This window comes from Streptomyces humi (genome assembly GCF_001005085.2).
Taxonomy (GTDB): domain Bacteria; phylum Actinomycetota; class Actinomycetes; order Streptomycetales; family Streptomycetaceae; genus Streptomyces; species Streptomyces humi.
The window spans coordinates 143,037-155,676 of sequence record NZ_LBMU02000025.1; the positions used below are offsets into that span (position 1 = coordinate 143,037).

At 72.4% G+C, this 12,640-nt stretch carries 10 protein-coding genes; 2 read left to right on the forward strand and 8 right to left on the reverse strand.

Going from position 1 to position 12,640, the window contains the following annotated elements; translation table 11 throughout:
* Positions 1–24: 24 nt before the first annotated feature.
* From AAW13_RS11880 to miaA, 5 genes are all read right to left on the reverse strand, one after another.
* Positions 25–1,512, reverse strand: a complete 1,488-nt coding sequence (locus AAW13_RS11880; RefSeq protein WP_046728646.1) for a M1 family metallopeptidase — start codon at positions 1,510–1,512, stop codon at positions 25–27.
* 121 nt (positions 1,513–1,633) lie between these two features.
* Positions 1,634–3,757, reverse strand: a complete 2,124-nt coding sequence (locus AAW13_RS11885) for a RelA/SpoT family protein (RefSeq protein WP_046728645.1) — start codon at positions 3,755–3,757, stop codon at positions 1,634–1,636.
* A gap of 297 nt (positions 3,758–4,054) precedes the next feature.
* Positions 4,055–4,918 (reverse strand): diaminopimelate epimerase, encoded by an 864-nt coding sequence (gene dapF / locus AAW13_RS11890; protein ID WP_046728644.1) that lies wholly within the window; start codon positions 4,916–4,918, stop codon positions 4,055–4,057.
* 135 nt (positions 4,919–5,053) lie between these two features.
* Complete coding sequence (locus tag AAW13_RS11895) at positions 5,054–5,560, reverse strand: hypothetical protein (protein ID WP_046728643.1); 507 nt, start codon at positions 5,558–5,560, stop codon at positions 5,054–5,056.
* A gap of 107 nt (positions 5,561–5,667) precedes the next feature.
* Positions 5,668–6,606, reverse strand: coding sequence for a tRNA (adenosine(37)-N6)-dimethylallyltransferase MiaA (gene miaA, locus AAW13_RS11900; protein ID WP_046728642.1), 939 nt, complete (start codon positions 6,604–6,606; stop codon positions 5,668–5,670).
* 179 nt (positions 6,607–6,785) lie between these two features.
* Between miaA and AAW13_RS11905 the strand changes: the two genes are divergently transcribed.
* A complete protein-coding gene (locus AAW13_RS11905; RefSeq protein WP_046728641.1) occupies positions 6,786–7,154 on the forward strand; it encodes a hypothetical protein in 369 nt (122 codons plus the stop codon).
* 32 nt (positions 7,155–7,186) lie between these two features.
* On the forward strand, positions 7,187–7,477 hold the full coding sequence (locus tag AAW13_RS11910; RefSeq protein WP_046728640.1) for an antitoxin: 291 nt from the start codon (positions 7,187–7,189) through the stop codon (positions 7,475–7,477).
* A 76-nt stretch (positions 7,478–7,553) separates the two neighbouring features.
* Here AAW13_RS11910 and AAW13_RS11915 read toward each other — a convergent pair whose 3' ends face one another.
* From AAW13_RS11915 to AAW13_RS11925, 3 genes are all read right to left on the reverse strand, one after another.
* Entirely contained in the window at positions 7,554–8,291 is a 738-nt protein-coding gene (locus tag AAW13_RS11915; RefSeq protein ID WP_046733783.1) for a class III extradiol dioxygenase subunit B-like domain-containing protein, read from the reverse strand.
* A gap of 156 nt (positions 8,292–8,447) precedes the next feature.
* Positions 8,448–9,974, reverse strand: coding sequence for a tRNA (N6-isopentenyl adenosine(37)-C2)-methylthiotransferase MiaB (gene miaB, locus AAW13_RS11920; RefSeq protein WP_046733782.1), 1,527 nt, complete (start codon positions 9,972–9,974; stop codon positions 8,448–8,450).
* Positions 9,975–10,039: 65 nt separating this feature from the next.
* Positions 10,040–12,544, reverse strand: a complete 2,505-nt coding sequence (locus AAW13_RS11925; protein ID WP_046733781.1) for a vWA domain-containing protein — start codon at positions 12,542–12,544, stop codon at positions 10,040–10,042.
* Positions 12,545–12,640: the final 96 nt, after the last annotated feature.

A 12,640-nucleotide genomic window follows, 5' to 3' on the forward strand; every position in this document is an offset into this window, starting at 1 on the left:
TATTCCCGGGGAACGGCCCCGTCGTCACTTGCGGGCCTTGCGAGGCTGTTTGGCCGGGACCTGCTTCCAGTCCGGGTGACCGGGCATCGGCGGGGTCTTCTGGCCGTACAGCCAGGCGTCGAAGAAGCCGGTGAGGTCGCGGCCGGCGATCGCGGAGGCCAGCCGGACGAAGTCGGCGGTGGTGGCGTCGCCGTCCTTGTGGCGCTGTACCCAGATCCGCTCCAGGCGCTCGAAGGCCGGCTTGCCGATCTCCTGGCGCAGGGCGTAGAGGGCGAGGGCCGCGCCGTCGTAGATGTTCGGCCGGAAGATGCTGATCTTCTGGCCCGGCGCGGGGGCCTTGGGCCGCGCGGGCGGGCCGCCGGCGGCGCGCCAGGCGTCGGACTGGCCGTAGGCCGCCTTCATGCGGTCGATCATGGGGTGGTGGCCCTTCTGCTCCGCGTACAGCTCCTCGTACCAGGTGGCGTGGCCCTCGTTCAGCCAGACGTCCGACCACACGCGCGGGCTGACGCTGTCGCCGAACCACTGGTGGGACAGCTCGTGCACCATGATCGACTCGATGTACCACTTGGGGTACGCGGGTTCGGTGAACAGGTTCTTCTCGAAGAGCGAGAGGGTCTGGGTCTCCAGCTCGAATCCGGTGGCCGCCTGTGCCATGAGCACGCCGTACGTCTCGAACGGGAACGGTCCGACCTTGCCCTCCAGCCAGGCGATCTGGTCCGGGGTCTTGGCCAGCCAGGGCTCGAGCTTCTTGGCGTCGGCGCTGGGGACGACGTCACGGACCGGCAGCCCGTGCGGCCCCTTGCGGTGCAGTACGGCGGAGCGGCCGATGGAGACCTGGGCCAGTTCGGTGGCCATGGGGTGCCGGGTGCGGTAGGTCCAGGTGGTCCGGCCGCCGGTGCGGACCGAGTCGGTGGGCAGGCCGTTGGCGACGACCGTGTAGGCGTCGGGGGCGGTCACGTGGAAGGTGAACATCGCCTTGTCGGACGGGTGGTCGTTGCACGGGAAGACCAGGTGGGCGGCGTCCGCCTGGTTGGCCATGGCGAGCCCGTCGGTGGTGCGCACCCAGCCGCCGTCCTGGTCCTTGGCGGGCACCGGGTCGCTGGTGTGCCGGACCGTGATGCGCGTCCAGCTGCCCCGCCGCAGCGGCCGGTCCGGGGTGACGACCAGGTCCTCGCCGGCGCCGGCGTAGTCGGCGGGCCGGCCGTCGACCGTCACGGACTCGACCTTGCCGTGCGCGAAGTCGAGGTTGATCCGGTCCAGGTCGGCGGTGGTGACCGCGTCGATGGTGGTGACGGCCTGGAGCGGCTTGGAGTTGCTGCCCGAGTAGGTGAAGGAGAGGTCGTACGACGCCACGTCGTACCCCGGGTTGCCGAGGTACGGGAAGAGCCGGTCGCCGAGGCCCAGCTGGGCCGGCGGTGCGCTCGCGCCGAGGAGGGCGACGGAGACGGCGGAGGCGAGGAGGGCGGCGGCCCGCCGGTGCCTGAGCGGGCGGGTGCGGAGGGTGAGCGGCATGGACCACCGCTACCAGCGCGTTCGCGACGTACGGCGACGACTCGCGACCAAACCACCCGAACGGGTAAGTCACCGGTATTTCGTTCGGCTCACTCCGGTGACGTGCCTGGTGAGGACGGCATCACTGGTGTCGCGCGCGGCCCACGTCGTACACGCCGGGCACGTTGCGCATCGCGCGCATCAGGGCCGGCAGGTGGGCCGCGTCGGGGAGCTCCACGGTGTAGGTGTGGCGGACGCGCTGCTGGCTGGGCGGTTCCACGGTCGCCGAGACGATCTCGGCGCCCTCCTGGGCCATCGCCTCGGTGAGGTCGGCGAGCAGATGGGGGCGGCCGAACGATTCGGCGACCAGGGTGACCCGGCAGCCCGTGCTGTCGCCCCAGCTCACGGCGATCTCCGGGCGGCCGGTGCCCTTCATGTGGGCCACCGCGGCGCACTCCACCCGGTGCACGGTGACCACTCCCCCGCGTACCGCGAAGCCGGTGACCTCGTCGGGCGGTACGGGGGTGCAGCAGCCCGCCAGCCGTACGGCCGCCTCCGGGCGGTCGACGACCACGGCGCTGGCGGTGCGCGGGGCGGACGCCTGGGGCTCGGGCACGGGACGGCTCGGCACGGGGGCCGGCAGCTCCTCCGCGGCGGTCGTCGGGTGGGTGGCGAGCCAGCGCTGGATGGCGATGCGCGCGGCGGGCGTGTGGGCGTGCTCCAGCCACTCCCGGGAGGGTTCGGAGGCGGGGTCCTGGCCCATCAGGAGCTGAACGGTGTCGCCGTCCCTGAGGACCGTGCTGAGGGTCGCGAGGCGGCCGTTGACGCGGGCGCCGATGCAGGCGTGGGCGTCCTCGCCGTACTGGGCGTAGGCGGCGTCGACGCAGGTGGCGCCGTCGGGGAGGCCGAGGGTTCCGCCGTCGGGGCGGAAGACGGTGATCTCGCGGTCCTGGGCGAGGTCCTCGCGCAGGGTGGACCAGAAGGTGTCGGTGTCGGGCGCGGCCTTCTGCCAGTCGAGGAGACGGGAGAGCCAGCCGGGGCGGGTGGGGTCGGCGCGCTCGCCGTCGACGGTGTCGTCGGCGGTGTCCGCGGCGGGCGCGTCGGCGGCCTGCGCGTAGGGGTTGCCGAGGGCGACGACTCCCGCCTCGGCGACCTTGTGCATCTGGTGGGTGCGGATGAGGACCTCGGCGACCTGCCCGTCGGGGCGGGCGACCGCCGTGTGCAGCGACTGGTAGAGGTTGAACTTCGGTACCGCGATGAAGTCCTTGAACTCCGAGACCACCGGGGTCAGACAGGTGTGCAGTTCACCGAGGACGGCGTAACAGTCCGCGTCCTCGTTGACCAGCACCAGCAGCCGGCCGAAGTCGCAGCCGCGCAGTTCGCCGCGCTTGCGGCTGACGCGGTGGACGGAGACGAAGTGCCGGGGGCGGATGAGGACCTCGGCCGGGATGTCGGCCTCGCGCAGCACCGCGCGTACCTCGTCGGCGATGTCGGCGAGGGGGTCGTCCGCGCGGGCGGTGTTCTCCGCGATCAGCTCGCGGGTGTGGGCGTACTCCTCGGGATGCAGGATCGCGAAGACCAGGTCCTCCAGCTCGGTCTTGAGCGCCTGCACGCCGAGCCGTTCGGCGAGCGGGATGAGGACGTCCCGGGTGACCTTGGCGATGCGGGCCTGTTTCTCGGGGCGCATCACGCCGAGGGTGCGCATGTTGTGCAGCCGGTCGGCGAGCTTGATCGACATCACCCGGACGTCGCTGCCGGTGGCGACGAGCATCTTCCGGAACGTCTCGGGTTCGGCGGCGGCCCCGTAGTCGACCTTCTCGAGTTTGGTCACCCCGTCGACCAGGTAGCGGACCTCCGCGCCGAACTCCTCCCCCACCTGGTCGAGCGTCACCTCGGTGTCCTCGACGGTGTCGTGGAGCAGAGAGGCGGTCAGGGTCGTCGTCTCGGCGCCGAGTTCGGCGAGGATCAGGGTGACCGCGAGCGGGTGCGTGATGTACGGCTCGCCGCTCTTGCGCATCTGGCCGCGGTGCGACGACTCGGCCAGCACGTAGGCGCGGCGCAGCGGTTCGAGGTCGGCGTCGGGGTAGTGGGCGCGGTGCGCCTCGGCGACGTGGCCGATGGCGTCGGGCAGTCTGCCCCGGGCGGCGTTGCCGAGCAGCGCGGCCAGTCCCAGTCGACGCAGGTCGATCCGGGGGCGGGCCTTCCTGCGGGCCACTGTGGGCACTACAGGACCGGGCGTCGCAGGGTTCGTGGCCTCCGCACTCATGGGCACACCTCCGGCTCGTGGACCGGCGGACGGGGCCCCAGGGCATACGTGGCTCAGGGATTGGCGACGTCCCCCCGTCCGTGCCGGTGCTTGATGCTATCGAGCCCGTCGCGCCCGATTGACCGCCTCCCGCCGAGCGTGAAACGGATCACCCCATCGAGCGATGATTTGGAGGTTTACGATTTTGCGCCACCTGTTCGGCGGGTGGCCGATGTTTCTCGCCACCGAGGGCGAGCGAGGCCGTGGATCCGGGTGCCGTACGACGCCCCGGACCACGGTTCACTACGTGCGGTCAGCTCAACGGACGGCGTTTTCCAGCCATTCGGCGTCGATCTCGCCCTCGGCCACGATCACGGCGGGGCCGGTCATCTCGATCTCACCGTCGGGCCGTTCGGTGATGACGAGCCGTCCGCCGGGCAGATCCACGGTGTACGTCGCCGGAATCCCGGTGACCGCCGGGTCGGCTCCGTCGCGGCGGGCCGCGGCCACGGCGACCGCGCAGGCGCCGGTGCCGCAGGAGCGGGTCTCGCCGGAGCCGCGCTCGTGCACGCGCATCGCGACGTGACCGGGGCCGCGGTCCACGACGAACTCGACGTTGACCCCTTCGGGGTAGGCCGACGGCGGGCTGAAGGGCGGCGGGGTGCGGAGGTCGCCGGCGTCCGCGAGGTCCTCGACGAAGGCGACGGCGTGCGGGTTGCCCATGTTCACGTTCCGCGCGGGCCACGCGCGGTCGCCGACGCTCACCCTGACGTCCCCCTCGGGGAGCCGGGCGCGGCCCATGCCGACGGTGATGTCGCCGGCCTTGTCGATGTGGACGGACTTGACGCCGCCACGGGTGGCGACGGCGAGGTCGCCCTCGGTGACGTGACCGGCCTGCTGGAGGTAGCGGGCGAAGACGCGGACGCCGTTGCCGCACATCTCGGCGACCGAGCCGTCGCCGTTGCGGTAGTCCATGAACCACTCCGCTTCGGCGGCCATCCCCTTGGCCTCGGGGTGCGCGGCGGACCGTACGACGTGCAGCACGCCGTCGGCGCCGAGGCCGGCCCTGCGGTCGCAGAGGGCGGCGACCGCGGCCGGGGTGAGGTCGAGGGCGTTGTCCGGGTCCGGGACGATCACGAAGTCGTTCTGGGTGCCGTGGCCCTTGAGGAAGGGGATGTTCATTCTTCGAGGGTAAAGGAGGGGGGTGGGGTGGTTCGGGTGCGGGCCGGTGGGGCTGGTCGCGCAGTTCCTCCCCCAGCCTTCGGCCGGGGGTACCCCCAGCGCCCCTACGGGACGCTCCCCGGGTGAGGGCGCGTTTCAGCGCAGGCGTGCCACGCGCCAGACCGCCAGGACGACCACGATCGCCACCAGGAGGGCGTAGCCGATCACCACGCGCCAGTCGGGTCCCCGGCCCGAGCCCCTCGCCGGGATGCCCGGCCAGGTGTAGCCCACCCGGCGGGCGGCCGTCATGCCCCAGCCGGCCGCGCAGAAGCAGATCAGCAGGCCCAGCATCGCGATCACCGCGCCGCTGTCGCCGAAGTCGAAGGCCAGCGGGAACGCGAACATCAGGGAGCCGACCGCGGCCAGGCCCACGATGGGGGCCAGCTGCCACAGCCGCAGGCGGCGCTGCGGGCGGAGTTCGACCTCGACCTCGGGGCCGCTCGCGAACATCTCCTCCGGCTCGGGGCCGTCGGCGGTCACGCCGCCGCCCACCGTGTCGTCCGGACCGTCCGAGCTCAGCCTGTCCTCGGCCTCCTCGGCCGCACTGGGCCCTACCGCGACATGCTCGGCGTCTTGTGCGGTGTCGCGAGGGCCGGCCTCCATCGCCACGCGCCCTCCCAACCTAGGACTCCACTTGCGATCGAAGCTCGATGATGGCACGGCGCCGGAGGCCAGGATGACCGGTGGCGCATCCCGATGCCATGACGTGATCAGGCTGTGACCGGTCGTTCGACCAACGCCAGGGCCAGCCGCGGAAGTTCCTGGCGGTCCGCCGCGGCCCCACTCAACCAGTGCACCCGCGGGTCGCGCCTGAACCATGAATCCTGGCGGCGCGCGAAGCGCTTGGTGGCACGGACGGTCTCGGCCCGCGCCTCCGCTTCCGTGCACTCGCCGGCGAGCGCCGTGAGGACCTGCTGGTAGCCGAGGGCGCGCGACGCCGTGCGGCCCTCGCGCAGCCCGTGCGCCTCCAGTGCGCGCACCTCGTCCACGAGACCCGCCTCCCACATCCGGTCGACGCGCAGCGCGATGCGCTCGTCGAGTTCGGGGCGGGCCACGTCGACGCCGATCTGGACGGTGTCGTACACCGAGTCGTGGCCGGGGAGGTTGGCGGTGAAGGGGCGGCCGGTGATCTCGATCACCTCCAGCGCGCGGACGATACGGCGGCCGTTGCTGGGCAGGATGGCCCGCCCGGCCTCGGGGTCGGCGGCGGCCAGCCGGGCGTGCAGGGCGCCGGAGCCGCGCAGCGCGAGTTCCTCCTCCAGGCGGGCCCTGACCTCGGGGTCGGTGCCGGGGAACTCCAGGTTGTCGACGGCACCGCGGACGTAGAGCCCGCTGCCGCCGACCAGGATCGGCCAGCGGCCCTCGGCGAGCAGGGCGTCGATGCGGGCACGGGCGAGCCGCTGGTACTCGGCGACGGAGGCCGTGACGGTCACGTCCCAGATGTCGAGGAGGTGGTGCGGGACCCCGGCGCGCTCCTCGGGCGTCAGCTTGGCGGTGCCGATGTCCATCCCCCGGTACAGCTGCATGGAGTCGGCGTTGACGACCTCCCCGCCGAGCCGTTGGGCCAGGAAGACGCCGAGGTCGGACTTTCCGGCCGCGGTGGGGCCGACGACGGCGATGACACGGGGGGCGGGGGGTGCGCTGCTCACGGCACCAGTCTCGCAAACCTCGGAAGCGGGTCTCGAACGAGTTACGTGACGGTCCGTGTCCGGGCTTCGTTGCCGTTGCGAGGTTCCTGCCGCCCACGAGAGGCGGCGACCGGGGTGGCGCCGACGGGCGCACCGGGTCACGCGGGATTTCGCTCGCACGAGTAACGTATGGAGTGGATATGGGCGTTTTTGCACGGCTCCTCGGGAAGAAGTCGAAGGCGACGGAGGAGCCCGGCGCCGAGGTCACGGCCGGTGTCGAGCCGGCCGGGCCCGAAGTGGAGAACACGGCGGAGAACGCGACGGAGAGCGCGGCGCGGGAGACGGCCGAGGCGACGGCGGCGAAGGGCTCCGGCTCGACGGAGGACGACGACGGCGGTCACGGCGACGGCAGGCACGGCGACGGCGGTCACGGTGGTGTGGACGCGCGGACGGAGCCGGAGCCGGAGTCCGCCGGCGCGGTCACGGCCGACGAGAGCACCGAGATCCCCAAGCAGCAGTCGGCGCGGGAAGCCGCCGACAACGAGGCCGGCGAGAACGCCCGCACATAACGGCCCGCGCGGAAGCCACAGGGAAGGTAACCATGGGTCTCTTGGAGAATTTGAAGGCCAAGCTCGCCCCGGCGAAGGACAAGGCCTCGCACCTCGCGCAGCAGCACGAGGACAAGATCGACAAGCTCCAGCACGGCATGGACAAGGCCGCGCGGGTCGTCGACGAGAAGACCAAGGGCAAGTACAGCGACAAGATCCAGACGGGCACGGGCAGGGCCAAGGACGCGATGGACCGGTTCGTGCACCCGGACGCCATGGGCGGCACGGCGCCGGTCGACGCCACCACCCCGACGCGGCCGGAGGGGCCGCCGCCGGCTTCCTGAGCCGGGCGGGTCCCGTTGATCGGCGGACGGCCGAGAGCCACCGGGCTCCCGGCCGTCCGCCGTTCCGCGGGACGTCTCAGGACCAGGTCGCGACGAGGTAGCCGACGCCGTACGGCGCGTCGTCGTAGAGCAGCGCGCCGGCGAGACCGGCGCCTTCGGCCGCACCGGCGAGGACCTGCCAGGGCGCGCGGCCGGAGGCCTTGAGGCGGTACGCCAGGTCGGCGTCGAGGTCCTTGATCGCCGCGAGGTCCGCGGTGCCGAGGGCCCGGGCCGCCTCGGCGTCGAAGGGGGCGGCCCGCTCGTCGAGGTAGCCGGGCGCCTTGAGGGTGCGGCAGGCGCTGGCGTCGCCCATGACCAGCATCGCCATCCGGGCGGCCCGGCCGGCCAGCTCCCGGCCGGTCGCCACGCAGCGTTCGGCCTCCAGGGGCTCGCCCACGCCCAGCGCCTCGACCGGGGCACCGGCCCATCCGGCGCGCTCCAGCAGCCAGGCCCCGACGGCGAGCGACCCGGGCAGCTCCCGCTCCCCGGCCGCGCCGTCGCCGGTCCCTCCGCCCTCGGGCGGGCCGGCTCCCAGGTGTACGTCGATCCCGACGCCGTAGCCGCGGAAGGTGCCCCGGCTGCCCTGGGGGAACACACCGCGGCCGGACCGCTCGGCGGGGCCGACGACCAGCAGCAGGTCGGGGCGGGCCGCGGCGAGCACGCCGAGCGCGTCGGCGCAGGCGGCACGGGCCGTGTCCAGCTCGGGTGCGGCGCCCGCCGCGACCTCCGGGACGAGGAGCGGCGGACAGGGGCAGACGGCGGCTGCGACAAGCATGAACGGCAGCCTACTTCCGGGCACCACGGTTCAGCGCCGGCCGGTGCCCGGACCGTGTCGTTCAGGATTCGGCCGTGCCCGGAGCCCGGTCGTCATGGCCCGGTTCCGGGCCGACCTGTCTCGGCGGCGTGCGCTTTCCTGACAGCGCGGCGGCGCTCAGTGCGCCGCGCAGCCGCCCGTGGCCACCGGCAGCGGCTCCGGTACGCCGATCTTCGGGAGGCCCAGCATGACACCCGCCTGCGGGGCCGTCTCCGCCGCGTTCCGCTTCTCCCAGGCGTCGCCCGCGCGGGTGCGGCGCACGGCGAGTGTCGGGCCCTCGGCAAGCAGGTGGTGCGGGGCGGCGTAGGTGATCTCGACCGTGACGACGTCGCCGGGGCGGACCTCCTGGTCCGGCTTGGTGAAGTGGACCAGGCGGTTGTCGGGGGCACGGCCGGACAGCCGGTGCGTGGCACCGTCCTTGCGGCCCTCGCCCTCGGCGACCATCAGCTCCAGGGTGCGGCCGACCTGCTTCTTGTTCTCGTCCCAGGAGATCTCCTCCTGGAGGGCGACGAGACGCTCGTAGCGCGCCTGGACGACCTCCTTGGGGATCTGGCCCTCCATGGTGGCGGCCGGGGTCCCCGGGCGCTTCGAGTACTGGAAGGTGAAGGCCTGGGTGAAGCGGGCCTCGCGGACCGTGTGCAGGGTCTGCTCGAAGTCCTCCTCGGTCTCGCCGGGGAAGCCCACGATGATGTCGGTGGTGATCGCGGCGTGCGGGATCGCGGCCCGCACCTTCTCGATGATCCCGAGGTAGCGCTCCTGCCGGTAGGAGCGGCGCATGGCCTTGAGCACGGTGTCCGAGCCGGACTGGAGCGGCATGTGGAGCTGGGGCATGACGTTCGGCGTCTCGGCCATGGCGGCGATGACGTCGTCGGTGAAGTCACGCGGGTGCGGGGACGTGAACCGCACCCGCTCCAGGCCCTCGATGGTGCCGCACGCCCGCAGCAGCTTGCTGAACGCCTCGCGGTCGCCGATGTCGGAGCCGTACGCGTTGACGTTCTGCCCGAGCAGCGTGATCTCGCTGACGCCCTCCGCCACCAGGGCCTCGATCTCGGCGAGGATGTCGCCGGTGCGGCGGTCCTTCTCCTTGCCGCGCAGGGCCGGGACGATGCAGAAGGTGCAGGTGTTGTTGCAGCCGACGGAGATCGAGACCCAGGCGGCGTAGGCGCTCTCGCGCCGGGTCGGCAGGGTGGAGGGGAAGGCCTCCAGCGACTCGGCGATCTCGACCTGCGCCTCCTCCTGGATCCGGGCGCGCTCCAGCAGCACGGGCAGCTGGCCGATGTTGTGCGTGCCGAAGACCACGTCGACCCAGGGGGCCTTCTTCACGATGGTGTCGCGGTCCTTCTGCGCGAGGCAGCCGCCCACCGCGATCTGCATCCCGGGCCGGTCCGCCTTCCTGGGCGCGAGCCGGCCGAGGTTGCCGTACAGCCGGTTGTCGGCGTTCTCGCGGACGGCGCAGGTGTTGAAGACGACCACGTCGGCGTCGCCGTCGGCGTCCTCGGGGGCCCGTACGTACCCGGCCTCCTCCAGCAGGCCGGACAATCGCTCGGAGTCGTGGACGTTCATCTGGCACCCGTAAGTGCGCACTTCGTAGGTCTTGGGTGCCTGAACGTCCACTACCGGGCTCCGGTCGCTGCTGCTGGTCATGCGTCCAGGGTAGGCGGTCCCGGACGGGCGCCCGTCCGGGACCGCCCGGGACCGCCCGGGGCGGGTCAGGCGGTGGCGTCGATCGGCTTGAGCAGGGTGCCGGCGGCGCTGACCGTGACGACCGGGCGCTGGTTGGGCTTGTAGAGGATCACCCGCTGGTAGGTGCCGTCGGTGAACACCGGCGCGGGCTCGTGGTCGACGACCTCCTCGAACATGCCGTCCTTGAGGGCGAAGACGACCTCGTCGTCGTGGCCGGGGCCGAGGCGTTCGTGCCGCACGTCCTGCGGTGTGACGGTGACCCTGGTGGCCCGCAGCCCGCTGGGGTGGTGGGGTATGCGCTCGGTCCTCACCCGCGTGGTGCGGGCGTCGACCTTCACCTCGGCCACCGTCGAGACGCTGAGCTGGCGGCTGAACCCGTTGCCGTCCGGGTCCTGGCCGTCGACGAAGACCTTCCAGTTGTAGGTGCCCGCCTTGAACACCCGGCGGAAGGTGTTGGTGTAGTTGCCGTCGCCGTCCGGGTCGTGGAGCTTGTCGGTGCCGTCCGCGAACAGGCCCGGTGCCCGGTGCCGGGGCCACGTCGGCCAGCCGTTGTGGCGCATCAGGTCGATGATCCGCTGCTCCGCCGCCGGCGGGACGTCCTTGCCGCCGGGGGCGGCCGTCGAGGGGGTGAGCGACGGTGCCGCCGCCGACATCGCCTCGCCCAGGCCCGCGGCCGGGGCGTCGAGTTCGGCCCGGACGACCGCCCCGAGGACCGGCGCCGAGTCGCGCCGGATCCGGACGGTCAGGACCATGTCGTCGCCGGTCAGGTAGGCCTGCTGGTCCAGCGTGAGGTCGGCCTTCAGGTGCAGGTCCTCGTAGAGCAGCACCTGGTCCGGGGTGAGCGGCTCCGGTTCCTTGGTGGTGTCGTTCAGCAGGCTGACCCGCCAGACGACCTCCCCCTCGGGGAGCTTGTTCGGTGCTCCGGCGGTGAGGGCCTGGTCGGTGTCCGAGATGTTGGGGACCGGCACGGGGGTGGGCGGGACGAAGTGCGTGCCGTCCCAGAGCTCGAGCGTGACGGTACCGGCGGCCGGCGGGGTGATCACCGAGAGGACGATCCGGTCGGCGTCCGTGGTGGTGACGTACACCCGGTCGGGCTCGCTCGGGATGGTGCCGGGCGCGGTGGCGGACGGGACGGGCCGGTTGACCTCCTGGGAGAAGTGCAGCATGTCGGTGAACGCGCCGGGCAGCTCGGCCGGGTCGACGACGTGCCGGAAACCGGTGTCGGTGAGCTTCCTGAGGACGTCGGCGTCGATGGTGGAGCCGAGGCCGATGACGTACATGCGGGCGGCGGCCAGGATCAGCTTGCGGTCGCCGGTGACGCTGGTGAGCGCCTCCACGGTGTCCGGCGGCGCGCCGGCCGGCAGCGTGTCGCCGATGTAGTAGTGGCCGCAGTTCTGGATGCCGTCGGTCATCACGACCATCGTGAAGCGCCGGTCCGCGATCGGGCCGGCGGCGGCGAGCAGGTCCAGGGCGGCGACCATGCCGTCGCCGATGTTGGTGTTGTCGGCCGGCTGCCCGAGGTCGAGCGTGTTGACGGCGGTGCGGGCCTGCTCCAGCGGGGTCAGCGGCAGCACGGTCCGGACCTCGTCGGAGAACGGCAGCGCGTGCCAGCCGCCCGGGTCGGTGAAGGTGACGATGCCGATCCGGTCCTGGTCGTTGACCCCGGCGCGGGCGTCGGCGATGAGGTGGACGAGGGACCGGGTGGCGATGACGGCGTCGGTCCACTTGTCCTCGAGGCCCATGCTGCCCGAGCGGTCCAGCACGAGCACGATGTCCTGCGGCCGGTGGCTGATCGTGAGGTGTCTGGTCTCGCTGACGTTGGTGAGGAAGCCGTCGGTGCCGAACATGGTGGTGAGCGTCAGCGGGGCGTCGATCGTCGCGTACACGCCGGGCAGTTCGACGTCGAGCGTGGGGCCGTCGGTGGTCTCGTCCATGGGGAGGATCGCGATCCCGGCGTCCTGGTGCCAGAGGTAACTCGGGGTGAACATGCCGTCGGGCGGTGTGCCGAGCACGGTCGGCTCGGTGGGCAGGCCCGTCGCGTCGTCCGCCCCGAGGGTGATGTGGTCCTGTTCCAGCGCCGTCCCGGGGTCCTGCACCACCGCGCGCGGGTCGCAGATCACGTAGTCGGTCACCGCGGTGGCGTCGGAGAAGCGGATGTCCCACTGGTCCGGGGCCGGCAGGCTGCCGCGCAGCGTCCACGGGGAGTTGATGGCGCCGAGGGTCTGGTTGGTGATCCGGCAGTTGACCAGGACGCTGCCGTTGTCCGGCGGAGCGGCCGAGACACCCACCGTGAAGTCGCCGACGACGACGTCCTGGCCCGCCGGGACGGTGAGCAGGTTGATCGGCGCGTTGCCGGTGAGGGTGAGTTCGAGGACCGGGTCGGTGGCGCCCACTCCGTAGGTGATGTTGACGGACTTGGTGACCTGCGCGCCGATGGTCTGGTGGTAGGCCAGCACGAACGCCTTCGCGTCGCTGACCGTGTAGGAGTTGACGGACGGGGCGGTGGAGCGGGTGATGCGTGGCTGTGGCATGGAACGCCCTTCTCGGATGCCGGCCGGGTGCCGGTTCGGATGCTGGCTGAGTGCCGGTTCGGTGCCGGTTCGGATGCCGGCCGGGTGCCGGTTCGG